Raw genomic sequence first — 18316 nt, 5'->3', positions numbered from 1 at the left:
CCACGTACAGCTACCCGGCGACGATGCGGGCCGCCCACGGCCCGAGGAGGAGGCGGCAATCAGCCTCCGCCGGTGACCTCGCGGATGTACTCGCCGATCTGCCGCAACGACCGCGCGGCTTCGGGAACGATCGGCGCTGCGAGCTGGAAGTCGTGGATCTGGCCGGGCCAGACCCGCACCTCGGTCGGCACGCCGGCCGCCGCGAGAGCACGGGCCGCCAGCCGGGCGTCGTTGAGCAAGACCTCCGAACCCGACACGTGGATCAACGTCCGGGGCAACCCCGGCTCGACGTGGTCCAGCGGCTCGTAGAGCTGCTCGGGCTCGCCGTCGACGACGTTCTTGCGGGCTGCCTTGTCCACCAAGGTGTACAACGCGTCAAAAGCCTTGGCCGGAAACATCGCATCGGTCTTGATGTTCGGGTGTGACTGCTTGGGCTCCTTGGCCAGCTGCAGCAGCGGCGAGATCGCGACCAGTGCCGCCGGTTCCTCGTCCGCCTGCTGAAGCCGTTGCGCCAGCGCAAAAGCCAGGTATCCGCCGGCCGAGTCGCCGGCCACCACAATCTGGTCCGGCTGGTACCCGCGCAGCCGCAGCCAGCGGTATGCGTCATAACAGTCGTCCAGCGCCTGGCCGACCGAGTGCTTCGGGATGAGCCGGTAGTTGGCCACCAGCACCGGGGAGTCGGCAAACTTCGACAGCGCGTTGACGATTCGGCTGTGCGAGTTGACCCCACACGTCAGGAAGGCGCCGCCGTGCAGATACAGCACCACCCGCCGCTTGCCGTCGGCCGGCAGCACGCCGGGGGCACGGACCAGTTGCGCGTCGCAGTGGGGCAACTTGACCGTCTTGCGGACCGTGCCGGGGCCGGGAAGCAACGCGCGGCAGACGGCGTCGACGATGCCGAACGGGAACGGGACGAACGGGATAGAGCTGATTACGCCGAGGGCCGGGCGAATCGTCAGCTTGCAGGCCAGCGCGGCCATCATGCCGGCAAGGCTGGGCCCGCTCTCGACCACCTCGACGGGCTTACCGCCGTTGTCCGCAAACCTGCGAGCCCGCAGGACGTCACGGGCGCGAACGGGGGTGCGGGGCGAACCCGAAACCTTGCTCGGTGTGGTCATGCTCAACACTCCTACGCCGTTGTAGTGCATGTCGACGAAGCAGTTCCAGAGTTCCCTGGACGACTTCGTGAATTCAGCTTGACACCTTAAAAAATTTCAACAATCAAAGAGCCTGATTCGATATCAAGATTGCTCCGACCCGTAATCCCGCAGGCCCGGGGCTCCCTGCCGACGAGGAATCCGCAACATAAACTGATCGTGTGGTAAGACGTGCACGTTCGATGGTCGCGCTGGCCGCAGCGGGCGCGCTGGCATCGACCGGCACCGCCTACGTGGGGGCGCGAAACCTGCTGATCGGGCAGGCCGCGAAGGCGCGCACCGTCATCCCCAAATCGTGGGAAGTCCCGCCCCGGGCCGACGGCGTCTACTCCCCCGGCGGCGGTCCGGTGCAGCGCTGGCAACGCGGGATGGACGTCGACCTGCACCTGATGATCTTCGGCGACTCGACGGCGACCGGTTACGGCTGCCGCACCGCCGACGAGGTGCCCGGCGTGCTGATCGCCCGCGGGCTGGCCGAGCAGAGCGGCAAACGGATCCGGTTGAGCACCAAGGCAATTGTCGGAGCCACCTCCAAAGGCTTGTCCGGACAGGTCGACGCCATGTTTGTGGCCGGGCCGCCGCCGGACGCGGCGGTCATCCTGGTCGGCGCCAACGACGTCACCCGGTTGAACGGCATCGGCGCCTCCGCGCGTCGCCTCGGCGCGGCGGTGCGGCGGTTGCGTGCCAGCGGTGCCGAGGTGGTCGTCGCCACCTGCCCCGATTTCGGTGTGGTCAGGGCGATACCGCAGCCGCTGCGGTGGACGGTGCGCACCCTGGGTCTGCGGCTGGCACGCGCCCAATCGGGTGCCGTGCGGTCGGCCGGTGGGGTACCGGTGCCGCTGGCCTCGTTGGTCAATGACGAGTTCAAGCATGCGCCGGAGCTGATGCTGTCCGACGACCAGTTCCACCCGTCAGCCGCCGGTTATGCCCTGGCCGCCAGCCAGCTGCTGCCGGCGCTGTGTCACACGCTCGGCGACTGGGCCGACGAGCCGCTGCCCGGCCTGCCGTCGTCGTCGGGCACCGAAGCCGGCCCCGGCCATTCCATGCTGCGATTGCTGTCGCGGCTATGGCGGCGACCCACCACGGGCGTGCCGGCGCCCATCGTCGTACCCGCTTCCGGCTAGGCCGTTAACATCCTGCGCGGTATCCCGGCTAGATTCGGGGCGAGACCCAAACCCCCATGGATGGAGCCGACATGGCAGAAGCCGTCATCGTTTCAACTGCCCGCTCGCCGATCGGGCGCGCGATGAAAGGGTCGCTGGTCAGCATGCGACCCGACGACCTGGCCGCGCAGATGGTGCGCGCCGCGCTCGACAAGGTGGCGGCGCTCAACCCCCACCAGATCGACGACCTGATCCTGGGCTGCGGCCTGCCCGGTGGCGAGCAGGGCTTCAACATGGCCCGCGTGGTCGCCGTCGAACTCGGCTACGACTTCCTACCGGGCACCACCGTCAACCGCTACTGTTCGTCGTCGTTGCAGACCATCCGGATGGCCTTCCACGCGATCAAGGCCGGCGAAGGCGATGCGTTCATTTCCGCGGGCGTCGAGACGGTGTCCCGGTTCGTCAAGGGCAGCTCGGACTCGTTGCCAGACACCAAGAATCCGCTGTTCGACGAGGCCGCCCAGCGGACGGACACCGCCGCCGAGGGCGCCACCGACTGGCACGACCCCCGCACGGACGACGCGCTCCCCGACGTCTACATCGCGATGGGTCAGACCGCGGAGAACGTCGCGATCATGACCGGGATCAGCCGCGAAGACCAGGACCACTGGGGCGTGCGCAGCCAGAACCGCGCCGAGGAAGCGATCAAGGCCGGCTTCTTCGAGCGTGAGATCGCCCCGGTCACGCTGCCCGACGGCACCACGGTCAGCACCGACGACGGGCCGCGACCGGGAACGACCTACGAGAAAATCAGCCAGCTCAAGCCGGTGTTCCGACCCAACGGCACCGTGACAGCGGGCAACGCCTGCCCGCTCAATGACGGCGCCGCCGCGGTGGTGATCACCAGCGACACCAAGGCCAAGGAACTCGGGCTGACGCCGCTGGCCCGCATCGTGTCGACCGGTGTGAGCGGCCTGTCCCCGGAGATCATGGGCCTGGGCCCGATCGAGGCGAGCAAGATGGCCCTGCAGCGGGCCGGCCTGTCGGTCAAGGACATCGACCTGTTCGAGATCAACGAGGCCTTCGCGGTGCAGGTGCTCGGCTCCGCCCGCGAGCTGGGTATCGACGAGGACAAGCTCAACGTCTCGGGCGGCGCGATCGCCTTGGGCCACCCGTTCGGCATGACCGGCGCCCGCATCGCCACCACGCTGCTGAACAACCTCACAACCCACGACAAGACGTTCGGCCTGGAGACGATGTGCGTCGGCGGCGGTCAGGGCATGGCGCTGATCATCGAGCGGCTGAACTGACTGTGTGGCGTTGACTCTGCGCCTGTGGCGTAAAGGTGCGAGTGGTGTGCACCGCCAGCGCAGAGTCAACGCGCGTCAGGGACCAAAAAAGCCGGCACGCGAGGTGCGTGCCGGCTTTTTTGGTGTGCAGCGCTAATCGTTTTGCAGGTAGCTGAGCAGCCGCAGGATCTCGATGTACAGCCAGACCAGGGTCACGGTCAGGCCCAGTGCGATACCCCAAGCGGCCTTCTCCGGCGCACCCGCGCGGATCATCTGGTCGGCGGCGTCGAAGTCGATCAGGAAACTGAACGCGGCGATGCCGATGCACACCAGCGAGAAGATGATGGCCAGCGGGCCGCCGCTGCGAAGGCCCATGCCCTCGCCGTGGCCGACGCCGAACATGCCCAGCACCATGTTGCCCAGCATCAGTACCAGGACACCGAACATGCCGGCGACGATCATCCGGGTGAACTTGGGCGTCACCCGGATGGCACCGGTCTTGTAGACCACGAGCATCCCGACGAACACCCCGAGCGTGCCCAGAATCGCCTGCCCGATCATCGCGCCGGCGTTCGCGCCGCCGGCCGTGAAGTTGGCCAACAGGAACGAGATCGCCCCGAGGAACAGGCCCTCCAGCGCGGCGTAGGTCAGCACGACCGCCGGGTTGTCCTGCTTGCGGGCGAACGTCGCGATCATCACGACAGCCAGACCGCCGAACGCGCCGCCGAAGGTGAACATGGTGGCCAGCGCCTGGTTGGCCTCGACCATGAAGTACGAGACGACCGCGACGGCAGACAGCACCGCCAGGGTGATACCGGTTTTGGTGACAACGTCGTCGATGGTGAGCGGACGGGAAACGCCGGCCCGCTGGTCAACGTACGGAGCATAGGGGTCGGCCTGATGAACTGACTGGGTAGCGGCGCCCGCGGCGCCACTCCCGAACTGCGCGTATCCGCCGCGCTGCTTGGGCAGCGAACGAAATACGGGGTTACTGGTCTCCCGCACCGTCGGTTCCTCTCGTGAGCTATAACTTTTCAAAGCTGTCGGACAACTGATCAACGAACGGTAGTCCAGCCGTGTTCCCGGCGGAAGCTACTTCAGATAGACCTTACCCGCGGAGACCTCGGCGGCGGTAACGATCTAGATTGCTCGTCAGGCCCCGAGCAGCATTCGACCAGGAAGATTGCGCGCGTGACGGACGAATCCGACGACATTCTCAGCCGCGTCGACAACGGCATCGGCTTTGTGACGCTAAATCGGCCCGAAGCCATCAATTCGCTGAACCAGAGCATGGTCGCTCGGCTGCGCGCGGTGCTGACGGACTGGGAGCAGGACTCTTCGATCGGCGCGGTGGTGCTCGAAGGGGCCGGCGAGCGCGGCCTGTGCGCCGGCGGCGATGTGGTGGCGATCTATCACAGCGCCCGCGCGGACGGCGCGCAGGCGCGGCGGTTCTGGTACGACGAATACCTGATGAACGGCCAGATCGGCCGGTTCCCGAAGCCGTATGTCTCGTTGATGGACGGCATCGTGATGGGCGGCGGCGTCGGGGTGGCCGCGCACGCCAACACCCGCGTGGTGACCGATACGACGAAGATGGCGATGCCCGAGGTCGGCATCGGATTCATCCCCGATGTCGGTGGGGCATACCTGCTTTCCCGCGCGCCCGGGTCGCTGGGTCTGCACGCCGCGCTGACCGGTGCGCCGTTCTCCGGGGCCGATGCGATCGCGCTGGGCTTCGCCGACCACTTCGTCCCGCACGACCAGCTGGACGCGTTGACCCGGGCCATCGCCGAAGACGGCGTCGAACAGGCGATCGCCAACCACGCCGTCGAACCGCCACCCAGTGAGCTTGCCGCCCAACGTGACTGGATCGACGAATGCTATGCCGGTGGCACCGTCGCCGACATCGTCGCCAGTCTGCGCGACCACCACACCGGACCCGCAAACGGCGCCGCGAACCTGATCGCCACCCGCTCTCCCATCGCGCTGTCGGTGACGCTGGAGGCGGTACGCCGCGCCGCCGACCTGGACACGTTGGAAGACGTTCTGGCCCAGGACTATCGGGTGTCCTCGGCGTCGCTGCGCTCACACGACCTGGTCGAGGGCATCCGCGCCCAACTGGTCGACAAGGACCGCAACCCCACGTGGTCGCCGGCGTCACTGAAGCAGGTGACCGCGGCCGACATCGAGGCATATTTCGCGCCCGTCGACGACGAGCTGACCTTCTAGGAAGAGGCACCCATGGTTTACCAAACGATTCTGGTCGAGCGCGACGAGCGAGTCGGCATCATCACGCTGAACCGACCCAAGGCGCTGAACGCACTCAACAGCCAGGTGATGGACGAAGTCACCACCGCGGCAGCCGAATTCGACAACGACCCGGGCATCGGGGCGATCGTCATCACCGGCTCGGAGAAGGTGTTCGCCGCAGGCGCCGACATCAAGGAGATGTCAGCCCTGTCGTTCTCGGAGATGTTCGACGCCGACTTCTTCGCCCCGTGGGCCAAACTGGCCGCGGTGCGCACCCCGACGATCGCCGCGGTGGCCGGCTACGCGCTCGGCGGTGGCTGCGAACTCGCGATGATGTGTGACGTGCTGATCGCCGCCGACACCGCGAAATTCGGCCAGCCCGAGATCAAGCTGGGCGTGCTGCCCGGCATGGGCGGTTCGCAGCGGCTGACCCGGGCCATCGGCAAGGCCAAGGCCATGGACCTGATCCTAACCGGGCGCACCATGAACGCCGACGAAGCCGAACGCAGCGGCCTGGTCGCGCGCGTGGTGCCCGCCGCCGACCTGCTCACCGAGGCCAAGGCCGTCGCCACCACCATCTCGCAGATGTCGCGGTCGGCATCACGGATGGCCAAGGAAGCCGTCAATCGCGCCTACGAAACCACACTGACCGAAGGATTGCTCTCCGAACGCCGACTGTTCCATTCGGCTTTCGCGACCGACGACCAGGCCGAGGGCATGGCCGCGTTCATCGAGAAGCGGCCACCCAACTTCACCCATCGCTAGGCACATCGGGTGAGCGAGCCGAAGCTGCAGCGCCGGAAAGCCTGAACAACGTGTTGGCCCGCACCGACGGCGCACTGTTTTCCGGGCCGACATTCCAGAACACCATCTGGACCGATCTGACCGCGACGAGAGACCGCGGCTCACCGGAGTGGCTGCCGCTCTACGATCACGGCCGGTTCGCGCGCTTCGTGGCGCGTCCAGGGGATCTGAATCGGCCCGAGCTGCAATGGAATACGCCGCGGGTGGTCTATCTGCAGCACGCGTCCGATCCGATCGCGTGGTGGCATCCCGGACTACTGTTCAGCGAACCGGACTGGTTGCGCGAAAAGCGGTGCTAAGACCTGCTTCCCGAGACGACGTGGATCCCGGTCGTGACGTTCTTGCAGGTGTCGGCGGATATGGCGGTCGCCACCGATGTGCCGCAGGGCCACGGTCACGTGTATGTCGCTGACGTGGCCGACGGCTGGGCTGCGGTGCTGCAACCACCGGGGTGGACACCGGAGAAGACGGCCAGGCTGCGCCCCCTGCTGCGCGCCAGCGACGGCTAACGCCGGGTCAACCGACGCTGCGATTATCCCACTGGTTTTCAGGTCGAAGTAGCTGGCCCGTCGGACACTCTGAGCATCCCGGCCGCGAGCAGCGCCTGGTAACCGCCGATGACGTCCGTCGCGCGGTGCAGTCCGAGGTCCTGCAGCGCGACCGCGGCGAGGCTCGAGGTATAGCCCTGCGAGCACAGCACCACCCATTCCACGTCGTCGCTGACCGCTTGCGGCAGACGGGCATCGCTGGTGGGATCGCATCGCCACTCCAGCACATTTCGCTCGATGACAAGCGCATTCAACGTCTCCGGCACCTCGCCTTCGCGCGCCCGTTGGGCCTGCGGCCGAATGTCGACGAGCAATGCGCCCCGGTCCAGCGCCGCCGGCACCTCTTCGGCGGCCAATCGGCACAACCGCGTTCGCGCCGACGCCAGCACGCGGTCGATCCGACTCATGTTTTCTCCGGCTGGTCGGTCAGTTCAGTTCGATTGCGCCGCAGGCGATGTCGATCGGTCACCTGGTAGTAGGACATCACCGTCAACGGCGGCGAGTACGCGTGCACACTCAGCGACGGCTCCGGTGGCCCGGACAGCGACGTCGCCGAGGTGCGCGGACCGGTCGGCGCCCACACCACGTCGTGCACCCAGCCCAGCGGGAAGGCGGCCTGATCGCCGGCCGCCAGCCGTCGGCAGCGTAGTTGCGCTCCATCCCAACGGAATTCGTCGAGCGACCCAGACAGCACCGTCACCGCACCGAGTGATCCGCCGTGGTCGTGCAATTCGGTGCGACGCCCGGGCACCCAGCTGATCAGCCAGACGTCGACCTCGTCGTCGCCGTGCAGTCGGGCGAACCAACGTTCGTCGGTCGGCACGCCACCCGGCGGGACGATGTGCTCGTACTGGCCACTGAGCACCTCGGCAGCGGTCCGGTCGGTGATGTGCAGCAGGTCGGCCAGCCGCAGCCGAGTCGGGCCGGGAACGGCGCGCGGCGGCAAGGGTCGGGATCGGACGGGGGCAGCAACCAGATTTGCGGGAAACATGCAGGAACTCCAGGGCGAACGGGGGTATGAAAGGGCGGCGGCAGGTTAGGGCCGACAACACTCACAAATCCGGGTTCGCTGCGTCATGGCCGCCAGTGTTGCATAGATTGACCGGATGTGGCGTCGCCCAGTTGCACCCCTGCCGGCAGGCACGGTTACTGCCCTGACACTCGCAGCGGCCGCGGCCGCGTGCTCAGCCCACGGCTCGAAAGCCCCACCGATCACGCCCTCCGGCACAACCAGGGCGGCGGCGACCACCACGCCTGGTGTGGTCTTCAGGTCTCCGGCTGGCGTCACGACCAAGATCGACGTGCCCGCACACTCGACCGAAGAGGAGTATTTCCAGGCCTGTCATGCGGCAACGGTGTGGATGCAGGCCCATCCGGGCGACCGGCGGACGCTGACCGAAAGGTATCTGGCGGCGGTGCAGACACCCGGCGTTGTCGGGCCGGGTACCTGGAACATCGCCTGGGCGGCCCTGCCGATGGCCCGGCAGGCCGGGGTCATTGTCGCGGCCCAAGCGGCCGCCGGCGGGGAATGCGGATGAGCCTTGAGGGTGTGCGCCGCAATTCGGATCACGATTGATAAAACCCGCTCCGCGCAGGCAAAGATGTAGGCCATGACCGACTCAGACATCGTTTCCGAGCCGGGACCCGGGCTCCTCGACGGTCCGCGGCCGCGGGTCGCGTTGGCGCTCGGCAGTGGCGGCGCCCGCGGATATGCCCACATCGGGGTGATCCACGAATTGCACGCTCGCGGCTATCAGATCGTAGGGGTCGCCGGTTCGTCGATGGGCGCGCTGGTCGGCGGGTTGCAGGCGGCCGACCGATTGGACGAATTCGCCGAGTGGGCAAGGTCTTTGACGCAGCGCGCGATCCTGCGACTGCTGGATCCGACGCTGACGGCCGCCGGTGTGCTGCGCGCGGAGAAGATCCTGGACGCGGTGCGCGACATCCTGGGCGCCGTCACCATCGAGGAACTGCCAATCCCCTACACCGCGGTGGCCACCGATCTACTGGCCGGTAAGTCGGTCTGGCTGCAGCGCGGGCCGGTCGACGAGGCCATCCGGGCATCCATCGCGATTCCGGGCGTCATCGCGCCGCATGCTCTCGACGGGCGCCTGCTGGCCGACGGCGGAATCCTCGATCCGCTGCCGATGGCGCCGATCGCGGCCGTCAACGCCGATCTGACCATCGCGGTCAGCTTGTCGGGCAGCGAGACCGGCGATAAACCCGAACCCGTGCCGAAATCGTCGGGAGAGTGGCTCAACTGGGTCCTGAGCAGCACCTCCGCGCTGTTCGACTCATCGACGGCGCGCAACGTGCTGAACCGGTTCGGCGCGTCGAGCCCCGAGGACGCCGACCCCGGCGACGATCCGGCCGCGGACTACTCGGTCGACGAACCCGAGGTGCCCAAGCTGGGCAGCTTCGAGGTGATGAACCGGACCATCGACATCGCCCAGGCGGCGCTGGCCCGCCACGCGCTGGCCGCCTATCCCCCGGACCTGCTGATCGAGGTGCCCCGATCGGCCTGCCGCAGCCTCGAATTCCACCGGGCCGCCGAGGTGATCGAAGTCGGACGCGAGCTGGCAGCGGCGGCGCTGGACACCGTGGATATGAATCGCCGAGTTACCTGACGATTCCGGCGACGTCGCCCCGCCAACACGCGGGCGGTCATCCAACGGTCGGGTGCATCGAGGCCTGGGCCTCGGGGCTGAGGTCCGCAGCCCGCAGCAGGTGTCGCGGTGGGTCCGGCAGCACCAGATCGCGGCTGATAGCGAGGCCCGCATCGACGTGGACGAGTTCACCAGGCTCGAGAAGTTGCCAGCGCGCGGCGTCGTCCATCGTCTCGGTCGCGAAGACAACCGACGGGCGGTCGCGCAGATGGTGCGATTCCGCCCGAATCCGGTTGGTGCGCATATGGAATTGGTTCTGTGCGGGAATCTCACGGCGGTCCGAGACGTACAGGTCGTGCGTTTCCGGGTAACGCAGCGCCCAGAGGTCGGTGGCCGTACTGAGAAGAATGTTGACCGCGTAGACCGGTACGTTGTCGGCCAGCCATGTCATCGCTTCGACGAGGCCCGCGGTGACGTCGCCGTCGTGCGTCCTGATCGACGCGGTGATCAACGCGAACATCCGCTCGGAATCGGTCTGTCCCAAAACCAAGTCGGCAACGCCTAATTGACGAAGCCGCTCGTCGAGAATGTCAAGGCCTTCCAGAACACCGTTGTGCGCGAAGATGCGGTCGTCCTGTAAGAACGGATGGGTGTTGACGGCCGCGTGCGCTCCGGTGGTCGCGTACCGCACGTGTGCGACGAAAGTGGTGCCGGTCAGTTCGTGCGCATCGGCGGTGAACTCGGCGTCCTGCCACGCGGCGATCGGCTGCTTGTCCACCTGCGGACGACCTTGGCCGTCGAAGACCCCGAGCCCGCTGCCGTCGGGATTTGCTCTGCTCTGCTCGGCGAGGTTGTCCGGGGCGTCGAGCAACCAAAACGTGGCGGTGACAACGTTTGCGCCGGCGTGCAGCCCGAAAAGCCGGCACATCAGCGTGTCAACTCGGTCGACAGTGTCGCCAGCGACTGGCCTGGGTAGCTGTTCCAGTGCCACGTGCCGGTGGTCGGCAGGGTTCCGGTGAAAGCCTGGTCGACGCCGATCGGAATGACCCGCGATTGCCTCACAGCCAGGGTTCGTGTCATGCGAGCAGATGATAGCTCGCGTTCCCGTCAGCCGCGCGCTTCGCTGACCTCGTAGACATCATCGGCGTACCGGGATCGGATGGTCTTCTTGTCGTATTTGCCGACACTGGTGCGCGGAATCTCGTCGACGAACGTCCACCGCTCCGGCAACCACCAGCGAACAACCTTGTCGGCCAAATACGTTCGCAAGTCCTCGGCGTTGACGCTGGATCCTTCCTTGGCGACGATGACGGCCAGCGGGCGTTCCTGCCAGCGCTCGTCGGGGACGGCGACCACCGCGGCCTCGACCACATCCGGATGTCCGACCAGGGCGTTCTCCAAGTCCACCGACGAAATCCATTCGCCACCAGATTTGATCACGTCTTTGGCGCGGTCGGTCAGGGTGATGAAGCTGTGTTCGTCGAGGCGGCCGACGTCACCGGTGCGCAGCCAGCCGTCGTCGAACTTGGACTCGTCGTGGCCGTTGTAGTAGGAGCTGGTGATCCACGGACCGCGGACCTCGAGCTCGCCGACGGCCTCGTTGTCGTTGGGTAGCACCTGCCCGTCATCGTCGACGATCCGGACCTCGACACCGCATAGCGGCTGGCCCTGGGTGGCACGAAAAGCCCAGTGCTGGTCTTCAGGGGTGTTCGGTGGCGGCCACGCCATGCTGGCGGTCGGCGACGTTTCCGTCATGCCCCACAACTGGCGAATCTGGACGCCGTGCCGGTCCTCGAACGTGCGCATCAGCGACACCGGCACCGCCGACCCGCCACAGGCCACCAGGCGCAGCGAGGACACGTCGTGGCCGGGGTTCTTCTCCAGGTAGTGCATGACGTCGTTCCAAATGGTCGGCACGGCGCCCGCGATGGTGGGCCGCAGCGTCTCGATCATGTCGACCAGCGACTTGGCGTCCAGGTGCCGGTCAGGCAGCACCAGGTCGGCACCGGCCATCAGCGCCCCGAACGGCAGGCCCCACGCGTTGGCGTGGAACATCGGCACGATCGGCAACACCGAGTCGCTGGACCCGATGCCGATACCGTTGCTGGTGCAGGTCGCCATCGTGTGTAGGTAAGTGGACCGGTGGCTGTAGACCACGCCCTTCGGGTTGCCAGTCGTCCCACTGGTGTAACACATTGCGGCCGCGGAGTTTTCGTCGACATCCGGCCAGTCGAATTCGGCTGATTCGCCGTCGGCGAAATCGGCGTAGCGCAGCACCGTCTTGCCCGAGTCGCCGAGAGCCGCGAGGTCGCCGTCGCCGACCGCGATCACGGTGTGCACGGTCTTCAGCTCATCGAGGACCGGCGCCAACAGTGCGGCCAGGGACAGATCGACCAGCACCACCTGGTCTTCGGCTTCGGTGGCGACGTAGACGATCTGCTCGGGAAACAGCCGGATGTTCAGGGTGTGCAGCACCGCGCCCATCGCCGGCACCGCCGTGTACGCGGTCAGGTGTTCGGCGTTGTTCCACATAAACGTGGCGACCCGCTGGTCGCCGTCGATACCGATGCGGCGCAACGCGTTCGCCAACTGCGCCGAGCGCTGACCGAGTTCTGCGTAGGTGCACTCGCGGTAACCGTCGCCGGTCGCGGTGAAGACTTTGCGGGCTCCGTGCACGCGACTGGCGTGCCGCAAGATGGCGGTGACCGTCAAGGGAGAGCTGTGCATCGTGCTGTACATCGCTGGACCGCCTAAGGTTGCGCCGTGCTACCCGGGCCGGCCCGCCAACGGCCCGCCCTGGTGGCGATCATTGCACGACCGATCCATCGCCATGGCGGTGATGTCGCCGCTAGGCCGGCGTCGGCTCGAGCGCCCGCAGGTCGGAGAACTCCCATCCGGGCAGCGCGGTCCAGTCGTCGTCCGGCGTGAACACCTCGCCCGGCCCCTCGGCGGCGATCTCGAGCACCGTGACGGTACCGGCGTAGTCGGCGATGTAGAGCCGCTCACCATCGGGGCTCTCGACCACGCACGACGGCTGATCGCCCACCGTGATGCTGCCGAGCACATTCTGGGTCACGGTGGACCACACCGTGACGTCCTGATCGCCGACCAGGTAGGCCCGCTCACCGCTGCGGCTCACAGTCAGCTGCGCGAGTGATCCCGCGGCGTCGCCGATCTTGTAGGTGGCGTTGACGGTCGAGTTCCGAGTGTCTGAGACGTCCAAGATGTCCAGCACGGTGCCGAAGTCGGGACCGCAGTTCCCCACGTAGGCGATGGCGCCATTCGGGCTGAGCGCGATATCGCGGATTGGCGAACCAATGCCGACGGTGCTGATCACGCAGTTGCGCCGGGTGTCGATCGTCACGAGCTTCGCGGTCGACGCGCTGTTGGCCGCGACGTACAGCCGACGGCCGTCGGGGCTGAGCCGCACACAGCCGACGGTGCTGGCGTCGATGCGGACGAACTCCTGCTTGCGGGTCACGGTGTCCAGGATCGCGACGCCAGCGCCCTCGGCGCCGGTCCGGCCGGCGTAGACGTACCGCCCGTTCGGGCTGACCGCCAGATCGGTGATGCCGAACTCCACCGGGTACGTCGCGACGAGGCGCTCGGAGCCGGTGTCGAAGGCCAGGACCTCGTCGTGCGCCTCGGACACGCTGCTGACGTACGCGCACCGACCAGACATGGCGACCGCGAACGGTTCGTCGACGTCCGTCACTGTCAGCTTCACCGCGCCGGCGATGGTGTTGATCAGCGAGACGCTGTCGTTGCCGTGGTGGGTCGCGGTCAGCAGACCCCCATCGGCACTGACCGCGATCCCGCTGACCGCGCCTCGACCGACCGCGATCTCGCGGACAGCACTGAAACCTTCTACTTCGTTCAACCCAGGAACTACATCGCTCACGGTGGTACCCGCCTATACGTGTTGGTCCGTGGTGGGCGGACATCGGGAATCTGAGCGGTCAACGCCTCGTGCGGCCCGTTGCTTCCGCCGACCGCCGGCTCAGATCCTTGATTCAGGAGCGCTAAACGCCACTTCCCAACAATTGTAGCGGCCGATGTCGCATCGAATTAGGGGCAGCATGACCGATTGTTGTCCACGTCACGCCGTCGCCGCAAAGCATAACGATCCCGCTAGCGCCGTGGTCTCAAGTAGCAAACACGGCAACCCGTTTCGCCAGGAACTTCCCAATGTTCGCTAACTGGCTGCGATCCGAGGCAAGATTAGTTATTGCTAAGGAACTCTCAGCTTTTCCGGACCGAAAGAGTCCTGAATCACAGTGGGTTCAAAGACGCATCGTCGCCGCTACATTGCGGTCATCGCATGCCTGCGCAACAAACCCTCGCCGCAGGCCACGATGATCCGCGACGCCAACCCCTGCGGCGACTTCGACCGCGGCGACCGCCGAACCAGCTGGTCACACTCCTCCTCGGTCGGCACTAGCTCCGACTGCGGCCGTTCCGCCTTCGTGAAACACCGAATCATGCTGCATAGCAACACTATTCGCGCGATATCCACGCCGGAGCCGCAAGACACCTTCAGTAAACGAATTTCCGGTGCACGCACTGGCGTCCAGCTGTGCTTTCAGTGCGACTCGAACCCACGCTAGGCGGTTTTCAAGTTCGCCTCCTCCCCCAATGGGGCTAGGGAGGCCAGCGACGAATTTAGCTTGCCGACGTCGCCCCAGGCCGGGAGCGCGCAACGGAGTGAGCTAAAAGCAGCATGTTAAATCCCTGCAACGTCAGTCAAGTCGACGTTAATAGATCACTGTTTGGGTTAATAAGCCGTAAACCAGCGAGAACTCCCGGTCCCGGTTGGTAGAAGGTGGGATCGCTGATGCCACACAACCCCGATGGGCAAGCACGCGGTGACCATCGTGGCCGGCCCCTAACCGGGGCGGTCTTTTTCAACCCGGGAGACACGGATGTTGTTCGTTTACGCACCGCCGGCAGCGACAGCCGCCGCAGCGAGCTCGACCACCGACCTCGTTTTCGCGGCCGCGGTAACCACCATGCCGTCGGCCGCCTCGGCCGGTCGCGGAGCCATGGACTTCGCAGCCCCACGCTCCGGCGTCAAACCCAGGTCAGGGCGCGGCTGCCCAGCCCGATGATCGCTTAACCTGTCAAGCGGCCAATGGCGGCCGATTCACACCAAGCGCAATCCGCTTAGCGAAAGAACAGGACAAAGGACAGCCATGTCGTTTCTGAACGCAATTACTGAAGATATAGAGTCGGCGGCGAAGCAGCTCGAGGCCATCGGCGCCGGGATTTCCACCCAGAGTGCAGCCGCTGCCGCACCAACCACCAGCGTGGCCCCGGCCGGCAGCGATCCAGTCTCGGCGCTCCAGTCGGCAGTGTTCTCCGCCTACGGCAGCCTGTACCAAAAGATCAGTGCCGAGGCTCAGGCGATTCACCAGCAGTTCGTGCAAACCCTCAGCCAGAGCGGCATGTCCTATTCGACGGCCGAGAGCAGCAACGCGGCCACGGCCACCAATCCGTTCACGACGGTCATGACGCTCCTCAACAGCAACACCACCGGTATCGGCTACACCGGGTTCGGAAACTTCGCGGCGGGTTCCTCGGACCTGCTCGGGCTGGCGTCCGGCCAGCTGCTTCCCGCCGCGGTCGCGACTACCTCGGACACCGGCGACTTGGGCGGACTCGGCGCTGCGCTGGCCGGCGACACCGCCCCGATGGGTGTGGGCGGGTCCGGCGGGGCGCCGGTGCTGGCCGGCGCATCGCAGGCATCCAGCGTCGGCGGCCTGTCGGTGCCGCCGACGTGGGCGGGAGCGACGGTAAGCGCCGAACCGGTCAAGCTGGTCAGCGCCAACTGGGCCGGGCCAGTCCCCCAAACCGCACCGATGTCCACCGTGCCGGCCGGCATACCGGCTGGCGCCTCGCCTGGGCGCAGCGCCGGGCTGGGGGCGCCCCGCTACGGCGTCAAGCCGACCGTGATGCCCAAGTCGCCGAAACCGGCGATCGTCTAGCACTTCAAGGATCGGGTTCAAAGGAAAGGATGAACGAACATGGGTTTTGATTTCGCATCGTGGCCTCCGGAGCTGATCGCCGCACTCATCAAGGCCGGGGCCGGGTCCGCGCCGATGATGAGCGCCGCGACATCGTGGCATGGCCTGGCCGCCGAACTCGAGCAGGCGGCCACCTCATATCAGTCGGTGATCTCCGAGCTCGGCAGCACCTGGCATGGCCCGTCATCGACCTCGATGGCCAGCGCCGCCAGCCAGTACATCGAGTGGCTGCAGCAGACCGCCATGGAAGCCCAGCAGGCGGGCAGCCAGGCCTTGAGCTCGGCGGCCGCCTACGAGACCGCAAGCAACACCATCGTCCCGCTGCCGGTGATCGAGGCCAACCGGGCACAACTGCAGGCATTGGTAGCGACGAATTTCCTGGGCGTCAACACCCCGGCAATCCTCGCGACAGAGGCCGCCTATGCCGCGATGTGGGCTACTAACTCCGCGGTAATGCATGCCTACTCGGCCGCATCTAGTGCCGCCGCACAGCTGATGCCGATGAGCCCCGCGCCGCAGACCACCAACCCGGCCGGGTCCCTCGCGCAAGCCGCCGCCGCGCCCGGCAACGCAGCCAGCAGCAGCGCGCAGTCCGGCCTCAACGGGCTGGGCTCCATCGGTCAGCTGGCTTCCTCTGCGGCGAGTACCTCGGGTGCCAATTCGGCGTTGAGCACGTTTAGTCAATTCGACAGTTTCTTGGGTGCTAACCCGTTCCTGGAACAAGTGATCAACCAAACCGTCTACAGCATGGGATGGTATTTCCCGATGATGGGTGCGGTCATACCGTCGCTGGCCCACACCCTGGCCAGCGCCCCTCTCGCGGCTGTGGCCTCCGATGTTGCCGCACCCGAGGCGCTGGGCGCCGGCCTGCTGGTCGGCGGCGTCAGCCCGGCCAGTGTGGGCGGCTCCCTCGGCGGCACCACCGGGGTGCTCGCCAGTGTGGGCGGATCCTCGGCAGTCGGCGGCATGGCGGTGCCGGCCGGCTGGGCGGGCGCCGCCCCGGATGTCAACGAAACCGCCACGCTCACCGGCAACGGCTGGGCCGGCGAGCCCGAAATGGGTGGCGGTGGCGTGAACGCCGTTCCGGCCGGTATGCCCGCGGCGGCTCCGGGCCGGGGCGGCTACGGTTTCGGGGCACCGCGCTACGGCGTCAAGCCGCGGGTCATGCCGAAGCAGGTGTTCGCCTGATTGACATGACGGGGAGGGGCGGCGGCGCCTGCCTGAGACCGACCGCTGATCTCGACGCTGCCGCCTCGACTTGGCCTGGATTCCCGAAACTTGGGTGACACGGCGCCCAGTTAGCAAAAGCCGCACGCCGGGGAGGGCTTATTGCGCGAGGCCGCGGACCTGAACGGCTTGTCGTCGCAGGTCACCGCCGCGAAGCATCCTGAGAAAAACCTGACACCGCGTCGTGGGTGCCGCTAGTGCCAATGCCGGTGCCCCCAGTCGGACTCGAACCGACACTGTGCGGATTTTAAGTCCGCTGCCTCTGCCGATTGGGCTATGGGGGCCAGCGCCGAATGTAGCGCGTAGCCGCTTAGACCTTGGCCGGGCACCCGAACCACCCGGTCGGCCCAAGCCGGTGTTATGGGTTCTGCCCTTAAGTCGAGAAGCGATCAACCGGCTATGCGGTCCCGCTCACGGTACGCGAAGCTGAACCGCTGCCTGATACCCGCGCTCACCGACAATGACCATCATGGGCCGGGGCCCTTGCTGGCCCTGAAGATGCCGACGACGGCGTCGCGGTGAATGCGATGGGATTTCGGCTCGACTTTCAGCTGGTGATCGGCGCGATGACCGCGTGGTCGTCACGTTGGCGGTGTGTTCTGCACGGCGCCGGCACGCCACGGTCATGCGGAATCCGGCGCGTCGATGGCGTCAACGGCTGACTGGCGGGCAGCGGCAGATGATCGGGCAGGATGCGGCGCAACCACCGTCGTGCGGGTGAATCAGGTCGGTCGATCCGGGTGACGATGCGCCAGAATCCCAGCCCATTCGGGTTGTGAGTCAAAGCGCTTCCGATGGTGTCGGTGGTGTCGGAGGTGCAACTCTGCGGGCAACAGCACCCGAGTCTCCAGGCACGCGGTGCAGCGCACGCGGAAGGGCACCACGGTCACGGTGTTGTCGCTGCCCAGCCCAAGGACGTGTGGATGCGAGCGGGTGCCCAGCTGGCCAGGACGCCGCCACATTCCGGCATGCCATCGCACCAGAGGCCAGTCGGCTTTGGGTGTCCGCGGCGGACGCAATCACGCTCACGGCAACGGATTTCGCTCCAGGTCGTCGAGTCTTAGGTGCGTCACGCTGCGACACCGGGCGGCACCACTGGGTGTCGGGCGAAGCGGCGCTCGCGGAAGGACACCTACTTCCGGACGAACTTGCGGCGTATCACCGCGCGGCGCGGACCGATGCGAGCGCTGCTGCCGGACCATCCGATCGCGCCGAACAGCGACTTGTGTGCGTTAAGAAATCGTCAAGCCATTAGCTACACCGAGCCTGGCCGCGGCAAGTTGGAACAGTGGTACACCGCTCTCCACTC

Annotated in this window: 17 protein-coding genes, 1 tRNA gene and 1 pseudogene; 10 read left to right on the top strand and 9 right to left on the bottom strand. The window is 66.6% G+C overall.

What is annotated here, in order from left to right:
- Positions 1–59 precede the first annotated feature (59 nt).
- Positions 60–1118, bottom strand: coding sequence for an alpha/beta hydrolase (locus ABDV69_RS09535; protein WP_343573538.1), 1059 nt, complete (start codon positions 1116–1118; stop codon positions 60–62).
- 200 nt (positions 1119–1318) lie between these two features.
- On the opposite strand from ABDV69_RS09535, the gene ABDV69_RS09530 reads away from it, so the two are divergent.
- The gene (locus ABDV69_RS09530; RefSeq protein ID WP_343573536.1) at positions 1319–2281 is read left to right on the top strand and encodes an SGNH/GDSL hydrolase family protein; all 963 of its coding nucleotides are present in this window, start codon (positions 1319–1321) and stop codon (positions 2279–2281) included.
- Positions 2282–2352: 71 nt separating this feature from the next.
- Positions 2353–3570, top strand: coding sequence for an acetyl-CoA C-acetyltransferase (locus ABDV69_RS09525; protein WP_343573534.1), 1218 nt, complete (start codon positions 2353–2355; stop codon positions 3568–3570).
- A 132-nt stretch (positions 3571–3702) separates the two neighbouring features.
- Here ABDV69_RS09525 and ABDV69_RS09520 read toward each other — a convergent pair whose 3' ends face one another.
- Entirely contained in the window at positions 3703–4554 is an 852-nt protein-coding gene (locus ABDV69_RS09520; protein ID WP_343573532.1) for a Bax inhibitor-1/YccA family protein, read from the bottom strand.
- A gap of 186 nt (positions 4555–4740) precedes the next feature.
- On the opposite strand from ABDV69_RS09520, the gene ABDV69_RS09515 reads away from it, so the two are divergent.
- From ABDV69_RS09515 to ABDV69_RS09505, 3 genes and pseudogenes are all read left to right on the top strand, one after another.
- On the top strand, positions 4741–5778 hold the full coding sequence (locus ABDV69_RS09515; protein WP_343573531.1) for an enoyl-CoA hydratase/isomerase family protein: 1038 nt from the start codon (positions 4741–4743) through the stop codon (positions 5776–5778).
- Positions 5779–5790: 12 nt separating this feature from the next.
- Complete coding sequence (locus tag ABDV69_RS09510) at positions 5791–6564, top strand: enoyl-CoA hydratase (protein ID WP_343573529.1); 774 nt, start codon at positions 5791–5793, stop codon at positions 6562–6564.
- Between the two features lie 38 nt (positions 6565–6602).
- Positions 6603–7112 (top strand): annotated as a pseudogene (locus ABDV69_RS09505) (alpha/beta-hydrolase family protein); the annotation flags it as partial.
- Positions 7113–7150: 38 nt separating this feature from the next.
- On the opposite strand, the gene ABDV69_RS09500 reads toward ABDV69_RS09505, so the two are convergent.
- Entirely contained in the window at positions 7151–7558 is a 408-nt protein-coding gene (locus ABDV69_RS09500) for a rhodanese-like domain-containing protein (protein ID WP_343573527.1), read from the bottom strand.
- Complete coding sequence (locus tag ABDV69_RS09495) at positions 7555–8142, bottom strand: cysteine dioxygenase family protein (protein ID WP_343573525.1); 588 nt, start codon at positions 8140–8142, stop codon at positions 7555–7557. The genes ABDV69_RS09500 and ABDV69_RS09495 overlap by 4 nt, the downstream gene beginning before the upstream one ends.
- 115 nt (positions 8143–8257) lie before the next feature.
- On the opposite strand from ABDV69_RS09495, the gene lpqV reads away from it, so the two are divergent.
- Positions 8258–8689 (top strand): lipoprotein LpqV, encoded by a 432-nt coding sequence (gene lpqV, locus ABDV69_RS09490; RefSeq protein ID WP_343573523.1) that lies wholly within the window; start codon positions 8258–8260, stop codon positions 8687–8689.
- Between the two features lie 72 nt (positions 8690–8761).
- Entirely contained in the window at positions 8762–9778 is a 1017-nt protein-coding gene (locus tag ABDV69_RS09485; protein WP_343573521.1) for a patatin-like phospholipase family protein, read from the top strand.
- A gap of 37 nt (positions 9779–9815) precedes the next feature.
- Here the strand turns inward: ABDV69_RS09485 and ABDV69_RS09480 are convergent, their stop codons facing one another.
- The 4 genes from ABDV69_RS09480 to ABDV69_RS09465 all read right to left on the bottom strand — a co-directional run bounded on the left by ABDV69_RS09480 (position 9816) and on the right by ABDV69_RS09465 (position 13637).
- Complete coding sequence (locus tag ABDV69_RS09480) at positions 9816–10685, bottom strand: class II glutamine amidotransferase (RefSeq protein ID WP_343573519.1); 870 nt, start codon at positions 10683–10685, stop codon at positions 9816–9818.
- Positions 10685–10837, bottom strand: a complete 153-nt coding sequence (locus ABDV69_RS09475) for a hypothetical protein (protein ID WP_343573517.1) — start codon at positions 10835–10837, stop codon at positions 10685–10687. Before ABDV69_RS09475 ends, ABDV69_RS09480 begins: the two co-directional genes overlap by 1 nt.
- A 27-nt stretch (positions 10838–10864) precedes the next feature.
- Positions 10865–12496 carry a long-chain fatty acid--CoA ligase gene (locus tag ABDV69_RS09470; protein ID WP_343573516.1) on the bottom strand — a complete coding sequence of 544 codons (1632 nt, stop codon included), beginning with the start codon at positions 12494–12496 and terminating at the stop codon, positions 10865–10867.
- A 109-nt stretch (positions 12497–12605) separates the two neighbouring features.
- Positions 12606–13637: a YncE family protein gene (locus tag ABDV69_RS09465; protein WP_343573514.1), complete on the bottom strand. Its 1032-nt coding sequence runs from the start codon at positions 13635–13637 to the stop codon at positions 12606–12608.
- 1312 nt (positions 13638–14949) lie between these two features.
- Here ABDV69_RS09465 and ABDV69_RS09460 point away from each other — a divergent pair.
- Both ABDV69_RS09460 and ABDV69_RS09455 read left to right on the top strand, forming a co-directional pair.
- Positions 14950–15741, top strand: a complete 792-nt coding sequence (locus ABDV69_RS09460; RefSeq protein ID WP_343573513.1) for a PE domain-containing protein — start codon at positions 14950–14952, stop codon at positions 15739–15741.
- Positions 15742–15780: 39 nt separating this feature from the next.
- A complete protein-coding gene (locus ABDV69_RS09455) occupies positions 15781–16968 on the top strand; it encodes a PPE family protein (protein ID WP_343573511.1) in 1188 nt (395 codons plus the stop codon).
- A 249-nt stretch (positions 16969–17217) separates the two neighbouring features.
- On the opposite strand, the gene ABDV69_RS09450 is transcribed toward ABDV69_RS09455, so the two are convergent.
- A tRNA-Leu gene (locus ABDV69_RS09450) sits at positions 17218–17291 on the bottom strand.
- Between the two features lie 243 nt (positions 17292–17534).
- Here ABDV69_RS09450 and ABDV69_RS09445 point away from each other — a divergent pair.
- On the top strand, positions 17535–17669 hold the full coding sequence (locus tag ABDV69_RS09445) for a hypothetical protein (protein ID WP_343573509.1): 135 nt from the start codon (positions 17535–17537) through the stop codon (positions 17667–17669).
- Positions 17670–18316 lie beyond the last annotated feature (647 nt).

The sequence above is a fragment of the Mycobacterium sp. genome, from assembly GCF_039583785.1.
GTDB lineage: Bacteria > Actinomycetota > Actinomycetes > Mycobacteriales > Mycobacteriaceae > Mycobacterium.
This window is presented reverse-complemented; position numbering and strand designations above follow the sequence as displayed.